This is a genomic window from Achromobacter semiaridum (assembly GCF_053543755.1).
This window is the reverse complement of the sequence record NZ_JBLVOL010000135.1, coordinates 47,086-71,561: the sequence shown is the minus strand read 5'-3', so window position 1 is coordinate 71,561 and position 24,476 is coordinate 47,086. Positions and strand designations below refer to the sequence as shown.

Below are 24,476 nucleotides of genomic sequence, written 5' to 3'. Positions count from 1 at the left end.
CTGCCGCCCACCCCCGGTCCGCTCGACCTGAACGCAGCCGCCCGCCATGTCGCGGCCTCGCTGCCGGCCCGCGCCTGCGTCACCGTGGGCGCGGGCAATTACGCGCTTTATGCCCATCGGCACATCGCCTTCAAGGGCTTGCGCAGTCAGCTGGCCCCAGCCGTGGGCGCCATGGGCTACGGCCTGCCGGCGGCCATTGCCGCCAAGCTGCATGACCGCGACGCCGCGGTCATCTGCTTTGCCGGCGACGGCTGCTTTCAGATGACCATGCAGGAAGTGGCCACCGCCGTGCAGCATCAGTTGGGCATCGTCATCCTGGTGTTCAACAACGGGCTCTACGGCACCATCCGGCTGCACCAGGAACGGGCCTACCCTGGCCGCGCATTGGCCACGACCCTGATCAATCCCGACTTCGCCCTGCTGGCGCAAAGCTATGGCGCCTTCGGCCGCCGGGTCACGTCCACCAAGGATTTTGCACCGGCCTACGACGCCGCGCTGGCCTACGCCCGCGAGCGCCGGCTGCCGGCCATCCTGGATCTGGTGTACGACGCCGACATCATCCTGCCCGACCGCACCCTGTCGCAGATGCGGGCCGTGAAGGCGGGCGCCACGGAGCCACGCGCATGACTGCCCTGCTGCGCCGCGTCGCGCCGCTGGCCGGGCCCGCCCTGCGCCTGACCTGGAACGGCCAGCCGATAGCCGCACAGCCCGGTGACACCGTGCTGACCGCGCTGCTGCTGGCCGGCGACCGGTTGCGCACCACCTTGGGCGCGGGCGCGCCGCGCGCGGGCTTCTGCCTGATGGGCGCCTGCCAGGACTGCTGGGTGCATCTCTCCAGCGGCCAGCGCGTGCGCGCCTGTTCCACCTTCGCCGAGGATGGCATGGCACTGGTGGACACCCTGCCCGGAGCATGCCCATGAACCCGTTATCTTCGGCTGGCACCCCGCCGCGGATGGTGGTGGTGGGCGCCGGCCCGGCCGGCGTGCGCGCCGCGCAAACGCTACTGCATCATGGCGTGCGGCCCGTCATCATCGACGAGGCGCCCTTGCCCGGCGGTCAGATCTACCGCCAGAACCTGGTGCCGCGCGGCAGCGCGCGCCAACGCTATGGCTTTGAACACAAGCGCGCCGCCGCCATCCACGCGGCCGGCGCCCAATTGCGCGGGCAGGCCGATTACCGCGCCCGGACGGCCGTCTGGAACGCCACGCCCGGGCACCTGGATCTGGTGCGTGACGGCGAACTTGATGGGCTGCGCTACTCGCACCTACTTATCGCCACCGGGGCCACCGACCGCGTCCTGCCCTTTCCCGGCTGGACCCTGCCCGGCGTCTTCTCGCTGGGCGGCGCCCAGATCGCGCTTAAAGGTCAGCATTGCCTGCTGGGGCCGCGCATCGTGTTCGCGGGCACCGGCCCGCTGCTGTATCTCGTTGCCTATCAGTACGCGCGCGCCGGCGGGCAGGTGCGGGCCGTGCTGGACAGCGCGCCCCTGGCCGCGCAGGCAAGCGCCCTGCCCGCGCTGCTGAACCAGCCCGGCACGCTGGCCAAGGGCCTGTACTACCTGGGCTGGCTGCGCGCACACGGCGTACCCGTGCACCATTCCGCCAGACTGCTCGCCGCGCAAGGCATGACCCGCGTCGAGGGCGTGCGCGCGCGCATCGGCGGCGCCGAGCGCGACTTCGCGTGCGACGCGCTGGCGGTCGGCCACGGCCTGCGCCCCGAAACCCAGCTGGCGGACCTGCTTGACTGCGCCTTCGACTTCGACGCGGCCCAGCGCGTGTGGCTGCCCCGGCGCGACGCCGACGGCCGCAGCACGGTATCCGGCGTCTACCTGGCCGGCGACGGCGCGAGCATCGGCGGCGCCATGCTGGCGGAGCTTTCCGGCGAGCGCGGCGCGCTTGCCATGCTGGCCGACAGCGGCATGCGCGTGGATGCCGCAAGACTGCGCTGGCTTGCCCGCAAGCAGGCCGCGTTGGCACGCTTCCGGCAAGGGCTGAACCGCGCCTTCCCGTTGTCGGGCACGGGCGCCGGCTGCGATGACAGCGTCATCGTCTGCCGCTGCGAGGAAGTGCGCGCCGGCGAACTGCGCGCTGCCGCCCGGCAATACGCCGTCGATGATCTCAACCGCCTCAAGGCCCTGACCCGCATCGGCATGGGCCTGTGCCAGGGCCGCATGTGCCAGGGCGGCGCCGCCGAACTGCTGGCGGAATGCCGGCGGATTCCGCTGTCGGCCGTTGGCCGGATGCGAGGGCAGGCGCCCGTCAAGCCGCTGCCGTTCGCCGTCTTGGGCAAGGACCCGTCATGACCCGGTTGCACACCGACGTCGCCGTCATCGGCGCCGGCCTGGTCGGCGCCAGCGCCGCTCTTGCCTTGCGGCGCGCCGGCGTCGCCACCGTCCTGATCGAACGCGGCCTGTGCGGCGCGCGCGCCAGCGGCGTCAACTTCGGCGGCGTGCGCCGCCAGGGCCGCAACATCGAACAGCTCTACCTTGCCCAGCGCGCGCACGGCATCTGGGCAAGGTTGCCCGAATTGATCGGCACCGACGCGGAATATGTGCGCACCGGACATCTCAAGCTTGCCCGCTCGCAGGCCGACCTGGACAAGTTGGTCGCGTATCGCGACAAGGTCCGTGACTTCGACCTGGGCCTTGACGTCCTGGATCGCGCGGCGCTGCGCCGGCATTTCCCGGCGCTTGCGCCTGACGTCGTCGGTGGCTCGCTGTGCCCCGAGGACGGCCAGGCCAACCCCCGCCTGGTCGCGCCCGCCTTCGCCCACGCCGCCGCGCGTGCCGGCGCCCTGCTGCTGGAGCAGTGCGCCATAGCCCATGCGGACACGCAGGCCGGCGACTTCCTGCTGACCGCGGCGGATGGCCGCCAGATCCGAGCCGGCACGGTGATCAATGCAGCCGGCGCTTGGGGCGCCGTCGTTGCCGGCTGGTTCGGCGACGTCTTACCCTTGCAGGTCAAATATCCCACCATGCTCGTCACCGAACCGCTTACGCGACAGATCGGCGTTTCGCTGGGCGTTGAAGGCGGGGGCTTTTACGCAAGGCAAGTGGCGCGCGGCAATTTCGTCATGGGTGGCGGCTACGGGCACGCCCTGCCCGGCGACCGCAGCCGCCCTGGCCCTGCCGCCCTGGCCGAGCTCGGCCGCACCGCCCCGGCTATCCTGCCGGCTCTTGCCCGCGCCAGCATCATCCGCTGCTGGTCCGGCATCGAAGGGTACTTTTCCGACAAGAATCCCGTCATCGGCTTCAGCGCCACAGTGCCGCGGCTTCTGCACGCTTTTGGGTTCTCGGGCGGAGGATTCCAAATCGCGCCCGCCGTGGGCGAGGTCCTTGCCGACATGGCTTTGGACCGAGGCGGCCTTTTGATGGCGGATCGCTTTTCCCCGGCCAGATGGACGCGCTAGAACAAGTGAAAAGGCGCGGTCTGGCGCGACGCGGCGCTGTTCGCGCACAGGAACGATGGTCACGCGCTACTGGCGTGCTGGTCGTGAAATTCGATCGATTCCACGCGCTGTCCGGCAGCACGCCAAGCCTGTATCCCGCCCAGTAAATATCTGGCGTCGATGCCCATCGCCCGAAGGGTGGCAGCCAGCCCTTGGCTAAGTTCGTGACCTTCGGCGCAATAGATGACCACGGCCTGCGTGCTTGCTATCGTGTCTTTCCAGTCCAGCCACAAAGCGGGGTCAAGCCATTGGCCGTCCGGGATCGCCACCCCATCGGCGTTGCGCCTGGGCCTGCGTCGCACGTCTATCAACGTATGGGGAAATCCGGCGTTGCGCCAGAGCGCAAGTTCGGGGATGGATATGCTTTGCATGATGGACTCCTTGAGCGGGCTTAATGCATCAGCGGATAAATCGCCAGGCCGATCAGCGCCGCGCCCGTCACGATCATCGGTTCGGACAGTTTTTTGAACCGCAACAGCAACAGCATCGCGGCTAGCGCCAACATCAGTGTCGGCATATCGACGATCGTGCGTCGGGCCATAACGATGACTGCGCCCGCGATCGCGCCGATGGCCGCGGCCGTCACGCCATCGACGAACGCGCGGACACCGGGCAGCTTTCCGTACTTTTTAAAATAAGGTGCTGGGACGATGGTGAACAAATAACAAGGCAGAAAAGTGGCCAGCGCCGCCACGCAAGCGCCGGGAAAACCGGCAACCAGGTAGCCGATGAAACCCACCGTGATGACAACGGGGCCAGGCGTGATCATGGCCACCGCTACGGCATCGACGAACTGCTTGTCGTCAAGCCAGTGAAAGTCGGTGACCACGCCGCCATAGAGAAACGGCACGATGGCCAGGCCGGAACCAAAAACGAAAGCGCCCGCCTTGGCAAAGAACAATCCGATCTGCCAGAGCAGCGGCCAATCCAGCGTCGCTAGCGCCGTGCCCGCTGGCCCGAACATGCCGGCCGCTGCCGACAGGTGACCGGACTTCAGCCACTGGGGCGGCGCGCGCTGGAACCAGACGAGCAGGCCGGCCGCCAGGAACAGCCAGGCTATTTCCGACTCGGTGATAACGGTGACGACAGCCAGCACCAGATAGATGGCCCACAACAGCCTGTCCCGGCCCACGCTCTTGGTTGTCAGTTTGTAGCCGCTGATGGCAATGATGCCGATCACGGCGGCGCTCACGCCGTAGAACACCGCTTGCATCCAGGCCAGGCCACCGAACCGCACGTATGCCCAGCCCAGCGCAACGACCATGACGAACGACGGCAGGACGAAGGCGATGCCCACCAGCGTGGCGCCAAGAATGCGGTAATGCACGTAGCCGAGGTAGATGGCAAGCTGCGCGGCCAGCGGACCGGGCGCCAATTGGGCAAGCGCTAAACCTTCCTTGTAATCCCCGTCCGTGATCCAGCCCCTGGCCTGGACCAAATCGCGGTGCATGTAGCTGGCCAAGGCAACAGGCCCGCCGAAACCCACGGTCCCCAGTCGGACGAAATAGCAGGCTAGTTGCCAAAGGGTATAGCTGGGCTGCGAGACAAACGTCGCGGCAAGGTCGCGGGCGGATTCTTCAGAGGGATTCACGGTCGCGCTCTTGGACAAGGGTCGGTCATGTCTGACGCCCACCGGAGAAATGGGCGTACAGGGAATCCAGTACGGTGCCGACTTCGGCTAACACGGCATCGTCGTGGGGCAGGCGCTTGCGCGCGCCGGCCAGCATGGCCTCGAAACCGGCGGCTTCCGGCGCGGCGGCGCCACCGACGTCAAGCCCATGCACCAATGCGCCCAGACGTGCAAGGCCCCGGTTGTCTTCCAGTCCAAAGCTGGCAAGCAGCACCTGGAACGACACCTTATCGCCCGCGTGTGTGAAGGTAGCGCCGTCAAAGTCAAAACCCAGGGCATCAGGCGGACAGTCGGCCGGGGTCTCGATCCAAAGAAAGCGCGCGGACGGGTCGATGAAGCGCTGGATCAGCCAGGCACTGGCGACCCGGTCCACCCAGACATGACGCCGGGTCGCCCAAAGCCGGCCCTGGTAATGCACGGGATCGCGGCGCGCGATGCTTCCCTGTTGAGCAACATGAGGTTCGCCGGGCGACAGAAGGGATTCGATGGCGTTGGCGAAATCACGCTGCCGCGCCTGGGCGCGTAGCGAGGCGTCGGCCGGGAAAAAATCGATCCGGCGCAACGCCAGGTAGCTGCGTTCGTGACGGCGCAACAGGCGGTTCAGTTGCGCCGCATTCAAACCAGCCAGCGTTTGGCGCGCCTGGGCCAGTTCCGCCAGCCAGGCGTCGTAGTCGGCCGAGCGGTCGAACAGCTGCTGGAACGAGGCGGATTCGTCGTTGTCCCGGGGCTGGACCCGCAGCAGCCAGGCCTGGCCGCCTTCTTCATTCGTCTCGGTGGCCAGGTGGGCCAATTCCGCGGCTTGCTGGGCATGCGCCGGCAGCAGATAGGCGCCGTCGCGCAAGGCGGTGCAGCCCAGGGCCTTGAGCTTGCGCCAGATGCGCATGCGCGCCGTGGCGCCGCCGGTGGGCAGGCTGACGATAAGCAGAAGCCAAGAGGATGCAAGCGCGGTGTCCATGGGAAGCAGAATAAGAAGACGTTGCGATCTCTGCAATCATGTAGAGATCGCTACAACGGTTTTTTTGTTTGCCCTGATTGGGACAGGGTTTCTGCCGAAGCATCCTCCCGGGGGGGATATGATTCGCGCATGAAAAATCCCGATCCCCACCGTCATCACGATGCCGTGGCCAAACGCCTCAAGCGGGCGGAAGGCCATTTGCGCAGCATTTTGTCGATGATGGAAGAACACCGTCCCTGCCTGGAGCTTGCGCAGCAGCTGCACGCGGTCGAGCGCGCCATTTCCCAGGCCAAGAAAGTCCTCATTCAAGACCACATCGACCACTGTCTGCAGGACGCGGTGGGCGAGCTTGACGTGGACCGGCAGCGCGCGATCGACGAATTCAAAGAAATCACCAAGTACCTCTAAGGACGACCCATGCTGTCGTTTTCCGATCTGATCGCCCAGGGTGCATCGCACGCCTGGCTGTTCATTCCCAGCGCCATCCTGCTGGGCGCCCTGCACGGGCTGGAGCCCGGCCATTCCAAGACGATGATGGCGGCGTTCATCGTCGCGATCCGGGGATCGGTGTCGCAGGCGGTGCTGCTGGGCATCACCGCGACCCTCTCGCACACGGCGATCGTGTGGGGGATCGGCCTGGGCGGCATGTATCTCTGGCGTGGCGTGGCGGCGGACGAACTGGAGCCGTATTTCCAGCTGGCATCCGGAATAATCATCGTGCTGATCGCGGCATGGATGTTCTGGCGAACCTGGCGCGACCAGCATGGTGGCGGCCATGGGCATCATCATGATCACGACCATCATCATGATCACGACCATCATCATGATCACGACCACCACCATGATCACGAACCTCCGCGAGGCCTGGAGGTGGCGAACGAGGGATACCAGGATGCTCACCAGCTTGCGCATGCCAATGACATTCGGCGGCGCTTCACGAACCGGAACGTCACCAACTGGCAGATCGCCCTGTTCGGCCTGACCGGCGGGCTGATCCCATGCCCGGCGGCAATCACCGTGCTTTTGTTGTGCCTGCAACTCAAGGAGTTCACGCTGGGCGCCGTGCTGGTGCTGTGCTTCTCGATCGGCCTGGCCATCACGCTGGTGACGGTCGGAGCGGTGGCGGCGCTAAGCGTTCGCCAAGTCAACAAACGTGCGCCGTGGTTCAACGCGGTTGCTCAACGCGCACCCTATCTGTCCAGCCTGCTGATCATTGCCGTGGGCGTTTATGTGGCGATGACTGGATGGCTGGGCATCCGGGGATAGGGGTCTCGTCCGGAGCCGCGGCGTCCAACAGAATTCGCTTTGGGCCGGAAGATGCCGGGCGCGGGAAAACGCAGTCGCGCCAGCATTCCGAATAACATCAGCTCCGCTTATTGGCACGTACCAAGGGCGTCGCTCGTCAAAGAGAAAACCCGGCGCAGCGCTTCGGCCTTTTGCGGCCCGGCCTTGTATCAAGTCGAAAGCCGTCAACGGCGCCCGGGCTCAATTTACCGTCCTTTGAAAAAATCGGTCGGCCTTCGGCGCCCTTCTTCGATCATCCCTTACGCACATCCGGGCCGTTGCGGCTCTCAAGCTCTTCGTTTGCTTCCCGCTGCTGAGACGCCTGGGACTCGTGGCCGCTCCCGCCGCCGCTGTAGGCATCCGCCGGCTTGCCGGGGTTGAGGCCCCCGTCCTCGTTGCCGTCCAGCGCCCCGCCGCCATGTCCCGCCGCGCGTCGTCCGGAATGCACGTGCTCGTAGCCTTGTGAGTCGGCCTCTGGCGGGAGCCCCGCGCTGTTGTCGCCCTGCGGGGATGGGCGCCGGGGTGAGTTGGACGTGGACGATTCAAACGTGGACGAGTCGGACGTCGTAGGTGATTTGGGCATGTCGTTCTCCTTGTGCTTGCTGCGGTGTATTTGCCGCCAGGGGCGCCACGGCGGGCCCGGTCTGCGTGGGCCCCGCCTGGCAACGACGCCGCAGCAAACGGCGTGCCCCGGCGTGGGCCGGATCCTGTCGGCACGGGCTTTGCTGACCGTTGATGGGGCAGCGCATAGCGCCTGCCCGCGTTAGGGACGGGCGTCATGCAAGACTATGAAGACCTGCGTGAAAACATGGTGCAGCGCCAACTCATCGACCGTGGCGTGCACGACCCCGCCGTGCTGGCCGCCATGCGCCGGGTACCGCGCCACGCCTTCGTGCCGGACAACACGCGCGCGTTGGCTTACGACGATGGCGCGCTGCCCATCGAGTGCGGGCAAACCATTTCGCAGCCCTACATCGTGGCGTTGATGTTGCAGTCGGCGATGCTGCGGCCGAGTGACCGCGTGCTGGAGATTGGCACGGGGTCCGGCTATGCCGCGGCCGTGATGGCGCGCATAGTGCAGGTCGTCCACACCGTCGAACGGCACGAACGCCTGGCGCTGAAGGCGCGCGAGCAACTGCAACGGCTTGGCTGCGACAACGTCATCGTGCACGTGGACGACGGCACGTTGGGCCTGCCCTCCCGCGCGCCTTTTGACGCCATCGTTGCGGCGGCATCCGGCCCTTACGTACCCCCGGCCTGGCGTGAACAGCTGGCCATCGGCGGCCGGCTGATCATGCCGGTCGGCCCCTCTTCCGGCCCGCAGCACCTTATCCGCCTGTGGCGCGAAGCCGACACGGACTATCGGGAACAGTCCCTTGGAATGGTTGCTTTCGTGCCGCTGATCGGTGAGCAGGCCTGGCATTCAGAAGGAGACAACGACCATGCGCCAAACCCCTGATGATGAAGCCATGTTGGGCCAGTTGCGCGCGGCGGCACTGCCGTGGACGGATGCGGACAACCCGGAGTTTCTGCGCCAGTTCGACAAGTACGCCGATGCTCGCGTCGTGCTGCTGGGCGAGGCAAGCCACGGCACGTCGGACTTTTACCGGACACGGGCTGCGATCACGCGGCACCTGATCCGCGAACATGGCTTCGACATCGTGGCGGTAGAGGCCGACTGGCCGGACGCGGCGGCGGTAGACCGGCTGGTCGGCGGCCAGGGGTCCGTGGGCACGCCCCACCCTGCCTTTGAACGCTTTCCCACCTGGATGTGGCGCAATACGGATGTGGCCGATTTTGTGCGGTGGCTGGCCGAGCACAACGCCAGCCTGCCGCCCGCGCGGCAGACCCGCTTCTACGGGCTGGACATCTACAGCCTGGCGCAGTCCATGGCCGCCGTGCTGACCTACCTGGACAACACCGACCGCGAAGCCGCGCACATCGCCCGCCAGCGCTACAGCTGCCTGGACCCGTGGCAACAGGACCCGGCCGCCTATGGCATGGCGGTGCTGACGCGCCGGCACGAAGACTGCGAAAAGGCCGTTCTGTCGCAACTACGCGAGTTATTGGAAAAGCGCCTGGACTACGCCGGACGCGACAGCGCGCGGTTCTTTGACGCGGAGCAGAACGCCCGGCTGGTCGCCTCGGCAGAACGCTATTACCGCGCCATGTATTACGGATCGGCCCAAAGCTGGAACCTGCGCGATACCCATATGTTCGAAACCCTGGAGAACGCGCTGCGCGTACACGGCCCCCGCTCGCGCGCCATCGTGTGGGCGCACAACTCTCACATCGGCATCGCGGCGGCCACGGAAATGGGGTGGGACCGGGCGGAAATCAACATCGGCCAACTATGCCGCGAACGCTTTGGCGACGCGGCCATCTCGATCGGGATGGGCACACACACCGGCACCGTGGCAGCGGCCAACGACTGGGACGGCCCGATGGAAGTGATGAGCGTGCGGCCGTCGCTGGCGGAAAGCTATGAACGCCGGATGCATCAGACCGCCATCCCAAGGTTCATGCTGGACTTGCGCAATGCGAACGCAGATCTGCGCGAAACCTTGGAGACACCCCGTCTGGAACGCTTCATCGGTGTCATCTACCGACCCCAGACCGAGCGGCAAAGCCATTACGCGTTGGCTGCATTGCCCCAGCAGTTCGACGCGTACCTATGGATGGACCAGACGCGCGCGGTCGAACCGCTGCCAGGGCCGCTGGGCCAGGCAGGGCCCGCGTCCGGCTAAGGGCCGCCCTCTGGGATCCCGGATTCAGGCAAAGGTGCACTTGATACAAGACCGGCACGCCACTTGCTACACGCTGCGGCATGTGCTGGGAGTGCAAAAAATGGCTATCAAACGGTTCTATGCGTTAGTTAAGCAAACGGTGACGAACTGGCTGGATGACTATGCACCCAGCATGGGCGCCGCTATCGCGTTCTACACGGTGTTCTCGCTGGCGCCACTGCTTATTATCGTTATCGGTATCGCCGGGTTCTTTTGGGGCCGCGAAGCCGCGCAGGGACAGTTGTTGGACCAAGTCAGCGCCATGGTCGGCGCCGAGGGCGGCAAGGCGGTGGAAAGCGTCGTATTGGGCGCGCAAGAACCCGCCCAAGGCATTGCGGCTACCGTGATCAGCGTCGTGATGTTGGTAATTGGGGCGACGACGGTATTTTCGGAACTGCAAAGCGCGCTGGACCGCATCTGGAAGGTCAACGCCAAGAAGCAGTCCGGCATTTGGGCGTTGATCCGCGCGCGTCTGCTTTCATTTGGCCTGATTTTGACATTGGCGTTTCTATTGCTCGTGTCGCTTGTCGTCAGCACATTGCTGGCAGCACTGGGCAGTTGGGTGGGCGGCGGCATCCCGGGTTGGGGGGTGCTTCTTCAAGCGGTCAACGAGGCAATCACGTTGGGCATACTTACCCTGCTTTTTGCGATGATCTACCGGTTTATGCCCCAGGTCTCGGTCGCGTGGCGAGACGTATGGGCAGGCGCGTTCGTCACCGCCGTGATGTTCGAAATCGGGAAGTTCCTGATCGGCCTTTACATGGCCAAGGCATCCGTCGCCTCGTCGTACGCTGCGGCGGGGTCGCTGGTGATCGTGCTGATCTGGGTTTATTACGCGGCGCAGGTATTTCTACTGGGCGCGGAATTTACCCGCGTTTATGCCGAAACCCATGGATCCCGCCGAGATCACATTCCTGCCACGCCCGCCGGTCGACAGGCGCGCGAAGATCGAATCGGCTAGGATATGCGGCCTTACCGCCCCTCAACCGAACCCTAAAAATGCCGCTCGATTTCGCTCTGATTGAAGACGGATTCATGGATGTGTTGCGCCCTCTTCCCGCGTTCGCGGGTTGGCGCAAGAAGCGTAAGCGTTGCCTGTGGCACATGGTGGGCGAGGTGGAACAGGGATTGACCCTGAACCGCTACAAAGATTCGTTCGAGAATCGGCAGCTGGTCTCCCTTGGCGTTTACGTTTCCGTGCCGCATGACGGTGGCTGGCCGGTCTATGTGCCGCCCGAGGTCTGGGACAAGGGTCGCCTATATCGCCGCGCCTATCTGGTTCCCGGAAAGGGCCTGGTCTCGGAAGACACGTTTGCCAGTGGCGCGCCGGTGGCGCTGTGCGAGCCTGACGATCTACGCGTATGGCTGGACGCGCTGCCGGACAATATCGAGCGGTATGTGGCGCCTTGGTTCGGGCAGTATCAAACGCTGGAGGCCGCCGGCTTTGAATACCAGATTCCAAAGTGGCGGCTACAGCAGGCCGGGTTTATTGCCGCAACCGCGCCGGAAGATGCTCCATCAGCCAGTTAATCAACACGCGCAAGCGATGTTTGGCATGAGCTTCGTTAATGGCACCGAGCTTTTCGTTGACGGCGGCATGGCACGGGTAGGCCGCTACGCCGCGCGTTCTACGTCAGCGCGCGCCGGTAGTGCATGGCGACCGCGCCGCCATGTAGCGGCTTGGCCGAGATCAACTCAAGCCGTCGCGAACCGGGCAGCCCGCGCTGGAACAGGGCGGGGCCGTGCCCCGCGATTACCGGGTGCACCAGGAATTGATATTCGTCGATAAGGTTCAGCCGGTCCAGCTCTGCCGCCAGTTGCCCGCTGCCCAGCAGTACGCCGTCGGGCGTTGCGTTCTTCAGCTTCTGTACGCCGGTTTGCAGGTCTTCCGCGATGTGGTGGCTGTTGGCCCACGGGTAGTCTTTTCGCGTTAGGGACGCCACGTATTTCGGCTTGGCCTGTAGCTTGATGGCCCATTCGCGCATCGCCGGTGTTGCGTCCACGTCGCCACGGGCGACCGCCGGCCAGTAGGCTTCCATCATTTCGTAGGTAACGCGGCCCCACAGCATCGCCCCGCACTCGTCCATCAGCCGGGTGAAGAAGGCGTGCGTGTCGTCGTTGACGATGCCTTCTCGGTGGTCCACGCAGCCGTCAAGGGTGAGGTTGAAAGCGAAGGTCAGCATTCCCACTTCGGTTCTGACGTTAAGCGTTAAGCGTTAAGCGTTAAGCGCCGACCGGAAAATTCGGCAGGATCGTCGCCAGCACGTGATGCGTCTGCGTGGCCTTGGCGCGCAGGTAGCCGACGTTATGGGGGTTGGCGTGGACGCCCGTCAGCCGGCTTTCCACCTGAATGCCGTGCTGCTCCAGTTGCGACGACTTGTCGGGATTGTTGCTAAGCAGTTCGATACGGCCAAGCCCCAGGGCACGCAGCATCTGCGCGGCGGCCGTGTAGTCGCGGGCGTCCGTGCCGTGGCCCAGCTCGCGGTCGGCGGCGTAGGTATCGCGCCCCTGCTCTTGCAGGCGGTACGCATCAAGCTTGGAATACAGGCCGATGCCGCGCCCTTCCTGGCGCAGGTACAGCAGGTAGCCGCCTTCGTTGTTCAGCAGGCGCAGGGCTTCGTGCAGCTGCGGGCCGCAATCACAGCGCAGGGAACCGAACACGTCGCCGGTCAGGCACTCGGAATGCAGCCGCACCAGGGGCGTGGCGCCCGGTTTGCCGAACTTCAGGGCGATGTGCTCTTTGCCGTCGGCAAGACCATGAAAGGTGTAAACCTGCGCCTCGACGTCCCGCCCGTCCAGCAGCCGCATCGGCAAGCACACCTCCGTCCGCACTGTGGCCCCATCCAGCAAGGCGGCGGTGGGGGAATTTGATGTGTCGCTCACTACGGGGAACTCACGTGTTAAAGGGTTGGCGACGATTGTATACCCGCCGCCTTCCCCCAAAAGCCGGCGCGCAAAGCCAGGCGGCACCGGACGGCGCGGCGGGCGGTGGGCGATCAGGGGATTTTTATTCACGTTCAGGGCGGGATGGGCGTAGATTCTTACCGTAACCCGACCCGGGCGTCGGCCTTGGCCCGACCCCTGACCCCTACCCAGCCCTGTCCCTGACCCGGGTCCGCACCGAAAGCGGGAGCTTCCATGAACGTGTTGCTTCGCTACCCGCTTGCGCTGATCGTCGTGGCCGAACTATGCGGTACGTCGTTGTGGTTCAGCCCGAATAGCGCGGCGGACAGCCTTTCGGCCGAATGGGCGCTTAGCACCGCCCAGTTCGGCCAACTGACGGGCGCAACCCAGGTCGGTTTTATCCTGGGCACTCTGTTCCTGGCTGCCAGCGGGGTGGCGGACCGCTACCCGGCCAGCCGACTGTTCGCCGGCGCCTGTTATCTGGGCGCCATTCTGAACGCCTGCTTTGCCCTGGTCGCGTCGGATTTCAGCCAAGGCCTGGCGCTACGCTTTGCGGTTGGCGTCTGCCTGGCGGGCATCTATCCCCTGGGCATGAAAATGGTTATCAGCTGGACCCAGACCGCCGCCGGGTCAACATTGGGACTACTGGTGGGCATGCTGACGCTGGGCACCGCCCTGCCCCAGGCCGTGCGGGCCGGCGGCGGCGCCCTGTCCTGGCACGAGGTGGTGCTGGCGTCCAGTCTGCTGGCCATCGCGGGCGGCGCGTTGGTTCAGGCCTTGGGCGACGGACCGTATCTGCCCCGTGCGAAAGCGTCGCGCATCGGATGGGGCGCGGCCCTTAACGCCTTCAAGGGCACGCAGTTTCGTGCGTCGGCGTTGGGCTACTTCGGGCACATGTGGGAGCTGTACGCGTTTTGGACCCTGGTTCCCTTTTTTGTGCAGGACCTGATCCGCACGTCGGATGCCGCGGCCGATTCAAGCCGGGCGCTGGCGCCCGCGCTGTCGTTTTCCATTATTGGTATCGGCGCATTGGGCAGCATCATCGGCGGCAGGTTGAGCCAGCGCGTAGGTAGCCCGCTTGTGGCGGCGGCGTCGTTGGGCATATCCGGCTTGATGTGCCTGGCCTATCCCTTTGCCAGGCCCTTCGGCATGGCACTTTGCCTTCCGATGCTGCTGCTGTGGGGCTTGACGGTCGTCTCCGATTCCGCGCAGTTCTCTGCGATATCGGCACGCGCTTGCCCGCCGGAGCTGGTGGGCGGAGCACTGGCGATACAAAACAGCATCGGGTTTTTGATTACCGTGTTCTCAATCACGCTGGTGACGCACAGCTTTCCAAGCCTGGGCGTCAACGTCGCCTGGTATCTGCTGCCGGGCCCGCTAGTGGGTTTGGCCTGCTTTTGGCCTGGCTTCATACCGGTCATGCCGAGGAAGCCGGAAAAATAGCAGAAGCAATTCCCCGCGCCCTTTGCCACGCGTCGTATCCGGTACCCGACCAGCGACAAGCAATGCCGCCGCGTTGACTGCCCTACCCGATATGCCCGCCCGCCACGTACATGACTTGCCCCGTGATGTACGACGCTTCCGGGGCCGCCATGAAGCAGATGGCGGCGGCAACTTCTTCCATGCTGCCCATGCGGTGCATCGGGGTGGTCGCCAGGCAGTCCGTGTACATCTCGCGTTGCCACGCCTGGTCCTGTTCCGACGGCGGCTCGGTGTTGCGCGGGATGGCGCGCACGCCGTTGTCCAGTGCGCCGGGCGACACGCAGTTAACGCGGACGCCGCTTTCAGCAAGCTCCAGCGCCATGCAAACCGTGGCGGCGTGCACGCCGCCCTTGGACGCCGAATACGGCACGCGATAGATGCCGCGCGTGGCGTTCGAGCCTACGTTGACGATGGCGCCCCGGCCCTGCTTGCGCATCACCGGGATCACCTCACGGCACGACCACAGCGTGGGCCACAGCGAACGGTTGACCTCGCGCTGCATCTCGTCGGGCGTGTATTCCCAAAACGGTTTCATCCAGATGGTGCCGCCCACGTTGTGCACCGACACGTCGATGCGGCCGTGGGTGTCCAGCGTGTACTCCACCATTGCCTGCGCACCGGCATGGGTTTCCAGGTCGGCGCTGATGAAGGACGCGCAGCCGCCCGCCTCGCGGATCTCGCGGGCCACGGCCGCGCCCAGGTCGGCGGCGCGGTCAACAAGAACCACGCTGGCGCCCTCGGCGGCAAGTCGCCGCGCCGTCGCGCGCCCCACACCCTGGGCGGCGCCGGTCACCAATGCAATCTGATCTTCAAAACGGTTCATGAAACGCCTTTTTATTTAGTGAGCGCGCGACAGTTCGCCTGGCACCGGCCGCGACGTTTTCGTGTCGACCAGCAGCACGGCCAGCAAGGCGCCCGCCAACGGAACGGCCAGCGCCAGGAAGAAGCCCGACGGGCCAAACCAGCCCAGGAAGCTGCCGCCGATGGCCGAGCCGATGATGGCGCCGGCGCGGCCGACGCCGATGGACCAGCCCGTGGCCGTGGCGCGCAGCGCGGTGGGATAAGCGCCAATCACCAGGTAGTTCAGCGCCAGTTGCTGACCGCCGATGCCCAGGCCGGCAGCGCCCACCAGAATGAAGACCATCGTCCAGTCGGTGCCCGCGTAGCCCAGGCCCAACGACACCGCGATACCCAGCACGAACATGGCGATCAGCAACGAACGCGTCGGCACGCGCGGCATCAGGTAGGACAACGGAATCGCGCAGACGATGAACACCAGGTTCACGGTGAACGTGCCCATGGGCGCCTGGGCGGCGGGCAGGCCGGCGGCCTTCAGCACGGTGGGCAACCACGACAGCAGCATGAACCACGCCACCCAGTTCAGCAGATAGATGGACCAGATCGCGATGGTCTTGCGCGCATAGCCATCGGCGAACAACGCCTTGACGCTGGCGCGGATCGTGGCGTCTTCCGGCACGGTGAAGCGCGTGCCGGCAGGCAGCGGCTGGCCGGAAATCCTGGCCAGGATGCGGGCAACATAGCTTTGGCCGGCGGCATCGCCGCGCATGGCCTTGAATTGCAGCGATTCGGGCAGCAGCACAAACAGCGCAAGCAGCAACAGCAACGGCGCAACGCCGCCGACGATGAAGATGCCTTGCCAGCCGATCACGGGCAGCATGCGCGCGGCCAGCAGGCCGCCCAGCATGGCGCCGGCCGGCAGCCCCAGCAGCACGCCGGTGATGACGGTGCCGCGCAAGCGCGCCGGGGCATACTCGGCGGCCAGCGCCAGCACGATGGGGGTGCAGCCGCCCATGCCCAAACCGGCGATGAAGCGCAGCGCCAGGATCTGCCACGTTTCAGTGGCGCCCGCGGTCAGCAGCGTTGCCACACCAAACACGGCGACACCCACCAGGGCGGCCGGCCGTCGGCCGATGCGGTCGCCCACCAGGCCCAGCAGCATGGCGCCCACGGTCATGCCCACGATGCCGGCGGTAAGAATCGGCGCCAGTTCGCCCGACTGAAGCTTGAAGGCCACCAGAATGGCGGGGCCGGTAAAGGCCATGGCCTGGGTGTCAAAGCCGTCGAACAAGGCAATCAAAAAACACAGAATCAAGACGCGCCATTGAAAGGCGCTCATTCGATTCTTATCGATCAAACTGGGTATGGATAACGTAGCTGCCGACATGAAAGTCCCCTCGTGATTTCGCTTGATGCGTTATGCGTTATTGGTATGTGGTCAAGACTGCAATGCGGTAAAAAAGGCCTCGCGCGTCGCCGCGTGAGGCCTGGCGATTACGCCTGAGCGCTGGCGCGCAGGCGGTTGACGATCTGGTTGTCCTTGCCTTGCAACAGGCTGGTCAATGCAAAGTTGAATTCGATTTCCTTGTAGGAATCGGCCTTCAGGCCCAGCTTGTCGCCGCCGGTCTTTTCCACCACGGGCGGAATCAGGCCTTCACGCGTGGCATAGGCAAAGTCATCCCAGATGAGCGGGTCGCCTTCGATGTTGAATTGCGTGGTCAGCTTACGGTGCTGGTCGGCGCTGACAAAGAAGTGCACGTGCGCGGGGCGGTTGCCGTGGCGGCCCAGCGAGTCCAGCAGTTGTTGCGTGGCGCCCTGCGGCGGACAGCCGTAGCCGACCGGCATCAAGGTGCGGAATTCGTATTCGCCATTGGGGCCGGTCTTGACGGCGCCGCGCAGGTTGAAATCGGTTTGCGCGCCGGTGGGATCAAAGTGCGAATAGAAGCCGTTGGAATTGGCGTGCCAGCATTCCACGACCGCATTGGCCAGTGGCGCGCCGTTGGTGTCGGTAACCACGCCTCGGATCACCAGCGGGCCGGCGGCGGCGTCCGGGTCCAGATCTATGCGCGACACACCGTCGCGCAGCGGCGCACCGGCTACGTACAGCGGGCCTTCGATGGTGCGCGGCGTGCCGCCGTCCAGGCCCGCCCGCTTGTCCTCTTCGTCCATGCGGATGTCCAGGTACTTTTCCAGGCCCAAGCCGGCCGCCAGCAACGCGGCTTCGCCGTCACGGCCCAGCTTGTTCAGGTAGTTCACGCCCGCCCAGACCTCGTCCGGTGTGATGTCCAGATCGTCGATGGCCTTGAACAGATCGCTTAACAGGCGGTGCACGATCTGCTTGAAACGCGGGGTGCCTTCGGCGCCTTCCACGTTCGAGGCGGCGGTCAGCAGGTCCTGGACTTCCTTGCTGTTAAAGATGTTGAGGCTCATGGTTTTGTCTCCGTTTGGTATTGCGTGGTATCGCTGCACGCGGCGAACAACGCCCGCGCTCAATGTCGTTTGTCGGTCACCTTGATCAGCCCGTCACGCGTAAACCGCTTGATGCGCGCTTCGTCCAGCTCAATGCCCAGGCCGGGGCCGTTGGGCACGGTCAGCTCAAAGTCGCTGTAATCCAGCGGCTGCGTCAGGATCTCTTCGGTGATGAGCAAGGGGCCGAACAATTCCGTGCCCCATTGCAATTGCGCAAAGGTGGTGAACAGGTGCGCGGCGGCAATCGTGCTGACGGCGCCTTCCAGCATCGTGCCGCCGTACAGCTCAATGCCCGCGGCATCGGCAATCGCGGCCACGCGCTGGGCGGCAAACAGGCCGCCGTTCTGCTCGATCTTGATGGCGAACACATCCGCGCCGTGCCCGCGCGCGATCTCGAAAGCGCTTTCGGGGCCTTGCAGCACTTCGTCCGCCATCAACGCCACGGGAAAGCGGCGCATCAACCGCGCCAGCGACACGGCGCTGGCCACGGGCTGCTCGACCAGTTCGCAGCCCACTTGCGCCAGCGCGGGGATGGCCCACGCGGCCTGCGTCTCGCTCCATGCCATGTTGACGTCTACCCGCACCGAGGCCCGGTCGCCCAGCGCGCTCTTGATATCGGCCACGTGCTGGATGTCGACCTTCGGGTCCCGGCTGCCGATCTTGAGCTTGAAATTTCGATGGCGCCGCGTGTCCAGCATCTGCTCGGCTTCGGCGATGTCGCGGGCGGTATCCCCCGAGGCCAGCGCCCAGGCCACCGGCAGGCGGTCACGGCGGCGCCCGCCCAGCAATTCGCTGACGGGCACTCCCAGGCGCTTGCCGTGGGCGTCCAGCAACGCGGTTTCCAGCGCGCTCTTGGCAAAGTGGTTCACCTTGACCAGCTTGCCCACGTGCGCCATCAGCGTCTGAATGCGGGTGGCGTCCTGGCCGATCATGGCGGGCGCGAAATAGGCGTCGATCGCCAGTTTCATGGCCTCGGGGCTTTCCGGCCCGTACGCCATGCCGGCAATGGTGGTGCCTTCACCGATACCCACCACGCCATCGCTGCACACCACGCGAACAAGCATCAGCGTCTGCCCGTACATCGTGGCCACGGACAGCTTGTGCGGGCGTATGGTCGGAAGGTCGACAAGAGACGTTTCGATGCGTTCGATAGTTGCTGCGGACATGTTCGGCACAGGAATGGTTAAGGGTGGGGATGGGGATTTATAGGGCCGACGTGCTTTTTGCGTCCAATACTTTGAATGTCCACATTGATACCCTGCCGGTATATATGGCGGAATACCTCTGGTGCACCGCCTTCATCGCAGCGACGGCACTACCCTGCCCATGCGGGTTTACCATCAGCAAAAATGTGGGCTTGAACGCAAGATTCCTACGCGCCCCGCCCTGGCGCCCCATACCTTTCTGATATGCCAAACCACACCGCTGACGTTGGAGAAAAAAACGGTGACGCCGATCCAGTTAATAATGCGGGTCCTCGAAACCAAGACAGAGAGACCCTGCGATATGAGTCAGAACACCCCCGGCCTTTGGCATCGATTGCGGCGCCCGATCTTCGCGCTGATTCTGGGCATGCTGCCTTTCTGGCTGTTCATGGGGACGACCCAGCAGGCATCGGTGAACGGCATGGTGGTGCAGGACACCCGTTTCAATTTCCTGGGCCTGATCCTGGCTATTGCCGGTTTGGTGATGGCGGCAAAGATGCTGAAGAACGACGGCTCGTACGGCGAGCCCGCGCGCGGGTGGCCGCGCACGGTGCTGTGCGTGGCGGCGGGTCTGCTGTGCATTTTCCAGATCGGCCAAAGCGCCGGCCTGTACAACGTCAACGTCGGCCAGTCGATTGAAAACCTGCAAAGCCGGCTGTTCGGCCCCAGCGAGCCGCGCCCGAAATCCCTGGCCGGCGAGCTGGATAAGGACGTGCGGGCGCGCACGGAACAGCGCGCGGCCACGGTCAGCCAGGTGCTGCTGCGCGATGACATCGCCACGTCGCTGGCGCGTATCCATGCCAACGCCACGCTTTACAACCTGTATGCGGAAAAGTGCAATAACCCCGGCAAACGCTTCGTGCCGGACGAGATCCCGGCGCTGCTGACCGATAAGGACAAGCGCTACGTCGACAAGGCGCAGCAACTGGCGGCGCGCAACGCGTCGGACCGCTTTGACTGCCAAGGCGAGCCGATGCGTGACTTCATGAGCAACTGGCTGGCCGGCGACGTTCTGCGCGACCGCGCCAACCTGGCCGTGCAAACCGCCGCCTATCGCGAACGCTTTGGCGACAAACCGGCAGGCGCGGGCGACGATACGCTGGCCACGACTGGCCTGGGCGTGTGGATGGGCGATTCGATCAGCCAGGTGCAAACGGCCTTTGGCACCACAGCCATGCCGGTGCCCGCGGGCAAGTCCGGCAAAACCAAGCTGGACTTTCCGGATCGGGGGATGGAATTGCTGTTCGACTTTGCCGGCAAGGTGGACACCATCACCGTGCGCGCGCCGTTCACGGGCAGCATCGTCGGCCTGAAAATCGGCGATAGCCGTCGCACGGTCAACCGCCTGCTGGGCGAAAGCTGGATCGACGTGCGCCTGCCCTACGACAACGCCGCCGCCGATTACGACATCCAGTTCCGCAAAAAGACGCCGGGGACCCAATCGCAATGGATCGACCGGCGCCAGGGCAACCCGCAAACGGTGCTGCTGCTGCAAGGCGCCAGCTATGCCAGCCAGATCGACGAGATCAAGCTGGTAACACCGCGCCCGCCGGGCTAGCACCGGAACGGCTGGGGCTTGGCTTACTTGGCCAGCGCCCCCATCGCCTGCCGCATGAACGCCAGCGTCGCGTCGTCGGCCCAGGTGCCGGCGGTCAACTCGGGCTCGGTCATCAACGCCTGCCGGAACTTGGCGTGTGTGGCCGGGTCCTTGCCCGCGTACGAACTGAACAGTTCCAGCCACTGCCGCGCCAGAGCCTGGCCGGTTTCCGAATCGGGCGCCACGCCCGCATCGATGGCGTTTCGGACCTCCGCGATCAGCGACGGCCATTCCGAAATCCGGTCGCCGTAATGTTCGCGCATGAACCGGGCTTCATCCGGCGTCAGGTTTTTTTCGTAGATCAGCAGTTTGCTTTCCGAGAAGGCGCGCAGCACATAGTCGCGCATGGCTTTGGAAATGCCGACGTGCGTCTGCATGCCGGGTTCCTGCTCGTGCATGCGATTGAGCTTCACCAACAAGCGCGGATCGCCGTTGGTATCGCGCAGCAGCAGTTCCATCCAGCGCCGGGCAAGCTCGCGTGGCTTGGCGTCCTCGGGCGCCACGCCCTGCTCCATCTGCTGCCGCACTTCCTGAACCAACGCAAGCCAGTCCGGGTCGCCGTCCGGCCCACGCGTGTACAGGGGCAGGCGCGCCAGTTCTTCAGGCGAAAAATATTTATCGTACATAGTCATCATTTCCAGAGTTTTTAGCCAATCGGCCAGCTCGGGCTCCGTGCCGTCCGTCAACTGCCCGTGCAGTTGCGCCAAGCGTTCGCGCAAGCACGCGGCCTGCTGCATCTGACGGTCCAGCATGGCAATCTGCCGAGAGATCACGTCCGCCAAGGGAGCGCCGGGCTGGTCCAGGTAGGCGCCGATTTCCGCCAACGCCAATCCGAAGCGACGCAATGCCTGAATCTGATGCAGACGGGCAATTTCGTCGCGACCGTACAGGCGATAGCCGTTGTCGGCGCGCGCTGAAGGCGTCAGCAAACCAATCGCGTGATAGTGGTGAAGCGTGCGCACGGTCAGCCCGCTACGCTTTGCCAGTTCTCCTACGGTCAGCTGCATGTTTCCTCCTTCGAATGCGCAGGCCAAACTCTGGGCCATCACGTTACGTGAGGGTCAAGCGGCGCCGCAAGTCCTGTGGCGACATGGGTGTTATGTGCTGCCGGACGCAGAAGCGTGCCGGATACGACACACCGGGGCCGACCCCGCAACGCCGCCGGGCGATATCATGGGCGCCCAACGAATAAAGACGGCAGGAGAGACGATGGAAGATAAATCGTACCGAGCGCGCCTGGTCCCGGAGCTGATGGTTCGGGACATGGCGCAAAGCCGGCGTTTCTGGATCGACCTGTGTGGATTCGAGGTCGTCTACCAGCGCGAAGAAGAAGGTTTTGTTTTTCTGGATCGGGACGGCGCGCAATTCATGCTGGACGAGATCCGGGGAGAGGATGGATGGATCACCGCGCCGCTGCAAGCGCCTTTGGGCCGGGGCGTGAATTTTGAGATCAAGGTGAAGTCCATCGGGCCGTTATACGAACGGCTGCTGGCGGCGGACTGGCGGATGTACCGGACGATGCAGCAACGCTGGTATCGAAACGGACAGATCGAAATCGGGGTCCAGCAATTCCTGGTGCAGGACCCCGATGGCTATCTGCTGCGTTTTTCCGAGTGGATAGGCGACCGGCCGGTGGCGACTGACGCGCCATCTGTAGCGGCGGCGGCTTGACCTGACGCCGGCCTTATTGCGGCGCGGCGGGTGGCTGCGAAGAGCTTGGGCTTGGGCTTGGGCTTGGGCTGGGGCTGGGGCTTGGGCTGGGGCTTGGGCTGGGGCTTGGGCTGGGGCTGGGGCCCGAGCTTGCGCCTGGTCCTGCTCCTGCGCCTGCGCCTTTGCCTGCGGCCGAACCCGCCCCTGCTCCGGACGTCGGCGTGATTCGCCAGATCATGTTTGCCAGGTCATCAGCCACGATCAGCGCGCCCTTCGGGTCTACCGTCACGCCCACGGGGCGGCCGCGTGTGGTGCCGTCGCTATCGCGAAACCCCGCCACAAAATCCTCCGGCGGGCCGGACGGACGCCCGTCGCGGAACGGCACGAAGACCACCTTGTAGCCTACCGGGTCGCTGCGGTTCCAGCTGCCGTGTTCGCCGACAAACACGCCATTCGCGAATTTTGCGCCCATCGCCTCGGACGAGAAATCCACGCCCAGGGCCGCCACATGCGACCCTAATGCGTAGTCCGGCTTGATGGCGGCCGCCACCTTTTCCGGGTTTTGTGGGCGGACGCGGTCGTCGATATTCTGCCCCCAGTAGCTATACGGCCAGCCGTAGAAAGCGCCTGCCTGCACGGCGGTCAGATAGTCGGGAACCAGGTTGGGACCGATCTCGTCGCGCTCGTTCACCACCGCCCACAACTGCCCGGAGCCCGGCTCAATCGTCAACGCGGTGGGATTGCGCAGCCCGGTGGCGTACACCTTGTGTTCGCCCGTGCGGGCATTAATTTGCCAGATGCGGGCGCGGTCCGCTTCCGCGTCCATGCCGCGTTCCGTGATGTTGCTGTTAGAGCCGATGCCCACATACAGATGCTGGCCGTCCGCGCTGGCGGCCAGGGATTTGGTCCAGTGGTGGTTGATCTCGGAGGGCAATTCGGTCACGGTTTCAGGCGGGCCGCTGGCCCGGGTCTGGCCTGGCTGGTAGTCAAAGCGCACCAGGGCGCCCTGGTTGGCGACATAAAGCTTGTTGTCGATCAATGCCAGCCCATAGGGCGCATCCAGGTTTTCCGCGAACGTCGAAGCCGAGTAGGTGCCGTCACCATCGGCATCGCGCAGCAAAGTCAAGCGGTTGCCGCCCTTTACCGGGGTGGTGCCACGGGCCTTGATGATGCCGGCAATGATGTCCTTGGGCTTGAGTTTGGGCGCATTGCCGCCCCTGCCCTCCGCCACCAGGATGTCGCCGTTGGGCAATACCAGCGTCTGGCGCGGTATCTTCAGGTCCTTGGCGATGGCGGTGATCTTGTAGCCTTCGGGCACCGTGGGCGTCTTGTCGCCCCAGTCGGCGGGTTTGGCGATAACCATTTCAGGCAGCAGCCCCTGCTCGGGCTTGGGCAGGTCTGGCGTGGGGCCCACCTGGGACGACGGCCCCTGGGCCAGGCAGATTCCGGCTGCGGCGGCAAGCGGGATAACGGCAAGCAAGCTGGCGTGTTTCATTTGGCCCCTCTGATGTGCGGCGTGCGAAAGCCCAGCCAGATCGCGGCGCACGCAAGCACCGCCACGATCACCGACAGGATCAAGCCCAGCGGCATGCTCGCCCAGGCGTCGCGGGCGTGGATCAAGGCGTTGATAATGCCCAGCACCCAGGTCGCCAACAGCACGACGGTGTACGGAACAATGCCGCGTGCGCGCTGATAGGCCCGGAAAAGATCCACGATGGCGAACAGCAGCGCGATGCCGCCGAACACCAGGCCGCCGATCAGCAGCCACGACGCGAAATTATTCCACTGGATGTGAAAAGACTGCGCATAGGCCGCATCAGCCAGCGCAGCGCCTAGAAACCACGGGAACATGCCCGCCAGGAAGACTGCCGGCACGGGGTGCACGGTCAGGGCATATCTGTTTTCGATAAGTTGGGTCACGTCTGATCGCCTCTTGAAGTAGCGGACTCGCGCGCGGAAACATCGACGGCGGCAGCAATTGCCGTTCCTGGACCTACAACAAAAAGCCCAGCGCGGGGCTGGGCTTGTTCAGAAATGGGTGGTGCGCCGCGCGTCGTAGCGGCCCCGGGGCGGTCAATTGCTGTTGACCCAGTCCTGCGTGTCCTGGATGAACCAGGGCAGATTCAACCTTTCGCCTTCACCGGACTGTATGGTCAGGCGCTGGCCCGACGAACCCGGGTTGCCATTCGCGGCCTTCGTCGTGGAAGACGGCCGGCTGCGATAATCCATATCGCTTTGCCGCGCAGGCTGACTCGTACAAGCGGCCAAT

At 64.9% G+C, this 24,476-nt stretch carries 27 protein-coding genes; 13 read left to right on the top strand and 14 right to left on the bottom strand.

From position 1 onward, the window contains the following. The 4 genes from ACNPP0_RS28100 to ACNPP0_RS28085 all read left to right on the top strand — a co-directional run. The coding region (locus ACNPP0_RS28100; RefSeq protein ID WP_448707735.1) for a thiamine pyrophosphate-dependent enzyme at nucleotides 1-627 on the top strand (627 nt) is incomplete at its 5' end. Further along, the gene (locus tag ACNPP0_RS28095) at nucleotides 624-920 is read left to right on the top strand and encodes a (2Fe-2S)-binding protein (RefSeq protein WP_332608459.1); all 297 of its coding nucleotides are present in this window, start codon (nucleotides 624-626) and stop codon (nucleotides 918-920) included. The genes ACNPP0_RS28100 and ACNPP0_RS28095, both read left to right, overlap by 4 nt. Next, nucleotides 911-2,302, top strand: a complete 1,392-nt coding sequence (locus ACNPP0_RS28090; RefSeq protein ID WP_448707734.1) for an FAD/NAD(P)-dependent oxidoreductase — start codon at nucleotides 911-913, stop codon at nucleotides 2,300-2,302. Before ACNPP0_RS28095 ends, ACNPP0_RS28090 begins: the two co-directional genes overlap by 10 nt. Then, a complete protein-coding gene (locus ACNPP0_RS28085; RefSeq protein WP_448707733.1) occupies nucleotides 2,299-3,408 on the top strand; it encodes an NAD(P)/FAD-dependent oxidoreductase in 1,110 nt (369 codons plus the stop codon). The genes ACNPP0_RS28090 and ACNPP0_RS28085 overlap by 4 nt, the downstream gene beginning before the upstream one ends. A 59-nt stretch (nucleotides 3,409-3,467) precedes the next feature. Here ACNPP0_RS28085 and ACNPP0_RS28080 read toward each other — a convergent pair whose 3' ends face one another. The 3 genes from ACNPP0_RS28080 to ACNPP0_RS28070 are packed head-to-tail and all read right to left on the bottom strand — an operon-like array spanning nucleotide 3,468 to nucleotide 6,032. Further along, the gene (locus ACNPP0_RS28080; protein ID WP_332608462.1) at nucleotides 3,468-3,818 is read right to left on the bottom strand and encodes a rhodanese-like domain-containing protein; all 351 of its coding nucleotides are present in this window, start codon (nucleotides 3,816-3,818) and stop codon (nucleotides 3,468-3,470) included. Nucleotides 3,819-3,838: 20 nt separating this feature from the next. After that, nucleotides 3,839-5,038 (bottom strand): chromate transporter, encoded by a 1,200-nt coding sequence (locus tag ACNPP0_RS28075; RefSeq protein ID WP_448707732.1) that lies wholly within the window; start codon nucleotides 5,036-5,038, stop codon nucleotides 3,839-3,841. Nucleotides 5,039-5,063: 25 nt separating this feature from the next. Continuing rightward, nucleotides 5,064-6,032 carry a chromate resistance protein ChrB domain-containing protein gene (locus ACNPP0_RS28070; RefSeq protein WP_448707731.1) on the bottom strand — a complete coding sequence of 323 codons (969 nt, stop codon included), beginning with the start codon at nucleotides 6,030-6,032 and terminating at the stop codon, nucleotides 5,064-5,066. A 129-nt stretch (nucleotides 6,033-6,161) separates the two neighbouring features. On the opposite strand from ACNPP0_RS28070, the gene ACNPP0_RS28065 reads away from it, so the two are divergent. Together ACNPP0_RS28065 and ACNPP0_RS28060 are read left to right on the top strand one after the other, a co-directional pair. Then, nucleotides 6,162-6,440, top strand: coding sequence for a metal-sensing transcriptional repressor (locus tag ACNPP0_RS28065; protein ID WP_448707730.1), 279 nt, complete (start codon nucleotides 6,162-6,164; stop codon nucleotides 6,438-6,440). Nucleotides 6,441-6,449: 9 nt separating this feature from the next. Further along, on the top strand, nucleotides 6,450-7,298 hold the full coding sequence (locus ACNPP0_RS28060; protein WP_448707729.1) for a nickel/cobalt efflux transporter: 849 nt from the start codon (nucleotides 6,450-6,452) through the stop codon (nucleotides 7,296-7,298). Between the two features lie 271 nt (nucleotides 7,299-7,569). On the opposite strand, the gene ACNPP0_RS28055 is transcribed toward ACNPP0_RS28060, so the two are convergent. Beyond that, the gene (locus ACNPP0_RS28055) at nucleotides 7,570-7,899 is read right to left on the bottom strand and encodes a hypothetical protein (protein ID WP_448707728.1); all 330 of its coding nucleotides are present in this window, start codon (nucleotides 7,897-7,899) and stop codon (nucleotides 7,570-7,572) included. Nucleotides 7,900-8,094: 195 nt separating this feature from the next. Here ACNPP0_RS28055 and ACNPP0_RS28050 point away from each other — a divergent pair, with 195 nt between their 5' ends. The 4 genes from ACNPP0_RS28050 to ACNPP0_RS28035 all read left to right on the top strand — a co-directional run bounded on the left by ACNPP0_RS28050 (nucleotide 8,095) and on the right by ACNPP0_RS28035 (nucleotide 11,632). Then, entirely contained in the window at nucleotides 8,095-8,775 is a 681-nt protein-coding gene (locus tag ACNPP0_RS28050; RefSeq protein WP_448707727.1) for a protein-L-isoaspartate(D-aspartate) O-methyltransferase, read from the top strand. After that, on the top strand, nucleotides 8,759-10,063 hold the full coding sequence (locus tag ACNPP0_RS28045) for an erythromycin esterase family protein (RefSeq protein WP_448707726.1): 1,305 nt from the start codon (nucleotides 8,759-8,761) through the stop codon (nucleotides 10,061-10,063). Before ACNPP0_RS28050 ends, ACNPP0_RS28045 begins: the two co-directional genes overlap by 17 nt. An 82-nt stretch (nucleotides 10,064-10,145) precedes the next feature. Beyond that, nucleotides 10,146-11,063 carry a YihY/virulence factor BrkB family protein gene (locus ACNPP0_RS28040; RefSeq protein WP_448707725.1) on the top strand — a complete coding sequence of 306 codons (918 nt, stop codon included), beginning with the start codon at nucleotides 10,146-10,148 and terminating at the stop codon, nucleotides 11,061-11,063. A gap of 38 nt (nucleotides 11,064-11,101) precedes the next feature. Next, the gene (locus ACNPP0_RS28035; RefSeq protein ID WP_448707724.1) at nucleotides 11,102-11,632 is read left to right on the top strand and encodes a hypothetical protein; all 531 of its coding nucleotides are present in this window, start codon (nucleotides 11,102-11,104) and stop codon (nucleotides 11,630-11,632) included. A gap of 98 nt (nucleotides 11,633-11,730) precedes the next feature. On the opposite strand, the gene ACNPP0_RS28030 is transcribed toward ACNPP0_RS28035, so the two are convergent. Further along, nucleotides 11,731-12,285 (bottom strand): dihydrofolate reductase family protein, encoded by a 555-nt coding sequence (locus ACNPP0_RS28030; RefSeq protein WP_448707723.1) that lies wholly within the window; start codon nucleotides 12,283-12,285, stop codon nucleotides 11,731-11,733. Nucleotides 12,286-12,325: 40 nt separating this feature from the next. Then, complete coding sequence (locus ACNPP0_RS28025; RefSeq protein ID WP_332608953.1) at nucleotides 12,326-12,910, bottom strand: GTP cyclohydrolase II; 585 nt, start codon at nucleotides 12,908-12,910, stop codon at nucleotides 12,326-12,328. Nucleotides 12,911-13,240: 330 nt separating this feature from the next. On the opposite strand from ACNPP0_RS28025, the gene ACNPP0_RS28020 reads away from it, so the two are divergent. Then, the gene (locus ACNPP0_RS28020; protein ID WP_448707722.1) at nucleotides 13,241-14,449 is read left to right on the top strand and encodes an MFS transporter; all 1,209 of its coding nucleotides are present in this window, start codon (nucleotides 13,241-13,243) and stop codon (nucleotides 14,447-14,449) included. Nucleotides 14,450-14,531: 82 nt separating this feature from the next. Here the strand turns inward: ACNPP0_RS28020 and ACNPP0_RS28015 are convergent, their stop codons facing one another. The 4 genes from ACNPP0_RS28015 to ACNPP0_RS28000 form a co-directional block, all read right to left on the bottom strand. Then, nucleotides 14,532-15,311, bottom strand: coding sequence for a 1,6-dihydroxycyclohexa-2,4-diene-1-carboxylate dehydrogenase (locus ACNPP0_RS28015; protein WP_332608472.1), 780 nt, complete (start codon nucleotides 15,309-15,311; stop codon nucleotides 14,532-14,534). Between the two features lie 15 nt (nucleotides 15,312-15,326). Further along, entirely contained in the window at nucleotides 15,327-16,625 is a 1,299-nt protein-coding gene (locus tag ACNPP0_RS28010) for an MFS transporter (RefSeq protein WP_448707721.1), read from the bottom strand. 155 nt (nucleotides 16,626-16,780) lie between these two features. Beyond that, entirely contained in the window at nucleotides 16,781-17,716 is a 936-nt protein-coding gene (gene catA, locus ACNPP0_RS28005; protein WP_332608474.1) for a catechol 1,2-dioxygenase, read from the bottom strand. 59 nt (nucleotides 17,717-17,775) lie between these two features. Next, complete coding sequence (locus tag ACNPP0_RS28000) at nucleotides 17,776-18,921, bottom strand: muconate/chloromuconate family cycloisomerase (protein ID WP_332608475.1); 1,146 nt, start codon at nucleotides 18,919-18,921, stop codon at nucleotides 17,776-17,778. Between the two features lie 340 nt (nucleotides 18,922-19,261). Between ACNPP0_RS28000 and ACNPP0_RS27995 the strand changes: the two genes are divergently transcribed. Further along, nucleotides 19,262-20,518, top strand: a complete 1,257-nt coding sequence (locus tag ACNPP0_RS27995) for a hypothetical protein (protein ID WP_448707720.1) — start codon at nucleotides 19,262-19,264, stop codon at nucleotides 20,516-20,518. 23 nt (nucleotides 20,519-20,541) lie between these two features. Here the strand turns inward: ACNPP0_RS27995 and ACNPP0_RS27990 are convergent, their stop codons facing one another. After that, nucleotides 20,542-21,564, bottom strand: coding sequence for a MerR family transcriptional regulator (locus ACNPP0_RS27990; RefSeq protein WP_448707719.1), 1,023 nt, complete (start codon nucleotides 21,562-21,564; stop codon nucleotides 20,542-20,544). Here ACNPP0_RS27990 and ACNPP0_RS27985 point away from each other — a divergent pair. Continuing rightward, nucleotides 21,563-22,228 carry a bleomycin resistance protein gene (locus tag ACNPP0_RS27985; RefSeq protein WP_332608478.1) on the top strand — a complete coding sequence of 222 codons (666 nt, stop codon included), beginning with the start codon at nucleotides 21,563-21,565 and terminating at the stop codon, nucleotides 22,226-22,228. The two genes, ACNPP0_RS27990 and ACNPP0_RS27985, sit on opposite strands and share 2 nt — an antisense overlap. Before the next feature lie 13 nt (nucleotides 22,229-22,241). On the opposite strand, the gene ACNPP0_RS27980 is transcribed toward ACNPP0_RS27985, so the two are convergent. From ACNPP0_RS27980 to ACNPP0_RS27970, 3 genes are all read right to left on the bottom strand, one after another. Then, nucleotides 22,242-23,702 carry a PQQ-dependent sugar dehydrogenase gene (locus ACNPP0_RS27980; protein ID WP_448707718.1) on the bottom strand — a complete coding sequence of 487 codons (1,461 nt, stop codon included), beginning with the start codon at nucleotides 23,700-23,702 and terminating at the stop codon, nucleotides 22,242-22,244. Then, on the bottom strand, nucleotides 23,699-24,127 hold the full coding sequence (locus ACNPP0_RS27975) for a DUF2231 domain-containing protein (RefSeq protein ID WP_448707717.1): 429 nt from the start codon (nucleotides 24,125-24,127) through the stop codon (nucleotides 23,699-23,701). The genes ACNPP0_RS27980 and ACNPP0_RS27975 overlap by 4 nt, the downstream gene beginning before the upstream one ends. A gap of 153 nt (nucleotides 24,128-24,280) precedes the next feature. Then, nucleotides 24,281-24,475, bottom strand: coding sequence for a hypothetical protein (locus tag ACNPP0_RS27970; protein ID WP_448707716.1), 195 nt, complete (start codon nucleotides 24,473-24,475; stop codon nucleotides 24,281-24,283). Nucleotide 24,476: the final 1 nt, after the last annotated feature.

Excerpts from the sequence above, each read along its gene's own strand:
- ACNPP0_RS27980 (WP_448707718.1), bottom strand. The coding sequence starts at position 23,702 with ATGAAACACGCCAGCTTGCTTGCCGTTATCCCGCTTGCCGCCGCAGCC.
- catA (WP_332608474.1), bottom strand. The coding sequence starts at position 17,716 with ATGAGCCTCAACATCTTTAACAGCAAGGAAGTCCAGGACCTGCTGACC.
- ACNPP0_RS28095 (WP_332608459.1), top strand. The coding sequence starts at position 624 with ATGACTGCCCTGCTGCGCCGCGTCGCGCCGCTGGCCGGGCCCGCCCTG.
- ACNPP0_RS27990 (WP_448707719.1), bottom strand. The coding sequence starts at position 21,564 with ATGCAGCTGACCGTAGGAGAACTGGCAAAGCGTAGCGGGCTGACCGTG.
- ACNPP0_RS28080 (WP_332608462.1), bottom strand. The coding sequence starts at position 3,818 with ATGCAAAGCATATCCATCCCCGAACTTGCGCTCTGGCGCAACGCCGGA.
- ACNPP0_RS28090 (WP_448707734.1), top strand. The coding sequence starts at position 911 with ATGCCCATGAACCCGTTATCTTCGGCTGGCACCCCGCCGCGGATGGTG.
- ACNPP0_RS28045 (WP_448707726.1), top strand. The coding sequence starts at position 8,759 with ATGCGCCAAACCCCTGATGATGAAGCCATGTTGGGCCAGTTGCGCGCG.
- ACNPP0_RS28035 (WP_448707724.1), top strand. The coding sequence starts at position 11,102 with ATGCCGCTCGATTTCGCTCTGATTGAAGACGGATTCATGGATGTGTTG.
- ACNPP0_RS28055 (WP_448707728.1), bottom strand. The coding sequence starts at position 7,899 with ATGCCCAAATCACCTACGACGTCCGACTCGTCCACGTTTGAATCGTCC.
- ACNPP0_RS27985 (WP_332608478.1), top strand. The coding sequence starts at position 21,563 with ATGTTTCCTCCTTCGAATGCGCAGGCCAAACTCTGGGCCATCACGTTA.
- ACNPP0_RS28010 (WP_448707721.1), bottom strand. The coding sequence starts at position 16,625 with ATGAGCGCCTTTCAATGGCGCGTCTTGATTCTGTGTTTTTTGATTGCC.
- ACNPP0_RS28060 (WP_448707729.1), top strand. The coding sequence starts at position 6,450 with ATGCTGTCGTTTTCCGATCTGATCGCCCAGGGTGCATCGCACGCCTGG.
- ACNPP0_RS28065 (WP_448707730.1), top strand. The coding sequence starts at position 6,162 with ATGAAAAATCCCGATCCCCACCGTCATCACGATGCCGTGGCCAAACGC.
- ACNPP0_RS28025 (WP_332608953.1), bottom strand. The coding sequence starts at position 12,910 with ATGCGGCTGCTGGACGGGCGGGACGTCGAGGCGCAGGTTTACACCTTT.
- ACNPP0_RS28000 (WP_332608475.1), bottom strand. The coding sequence starts at position 18,921 with ATGTCCGCAGCAACTATCGAACGCATCGAAACGTCTCTTGTCGACCTT.
- ACNPP0_RS28085 (WP_448707733.1), top strand. The coding sequence starts at position 2,299 with ATGACCCGGTTGCACACCGACGTCGCCGTCATCGGCGCCGGCCTGGTC.
- ACNPP0_RS28070 (WP_448707731.1), bottom strand. The coding sequence starts at position 6,032 with ATGGACACCGCGCTTGCATCCTCTTGGCTTCTGCTTATCGTCAGCCTG.
- ACNPP0_RS28030 (WP_448707723.1), bottom strand. The coding sequence starts at position 12,285 with ATGCTGACCTTCGCTTTCAACCTCACCCTTGACGGCTGCGTGGACCAC.
- ACNPP0_RS28020 (WP_448707722.1), top strand. The coding sequence starts at position 13,241 with ATGAACGTGTTGCTTCGCTACCCGCTTGCGCTGATCGTCGTGGCCGAA.
- ACNPP0_RS28050 (WP_448707727.1), top strand. The coding sequence starts at position 8,095 with ATGCAAGACTATGAAGACCTGCGTGAAAACATGGTGCAGCGCCAACTC.
- ACNPP0_RS28015 (WP_332608472.1), bottom strand. The coding sequence starts at position 15,311 with ATGAACCGTTTTGAAGATCAGATTGCATTGGTGACCGGCGCCGCCCAG.
- ACNPP0_RS27995 (WP_448707720.1), top strand. The coding sequence starts at position 19,262 with ATGAGTCAGAACACCCCCGGCCTTTGGCATCGATTGCGGCGCCCGATC.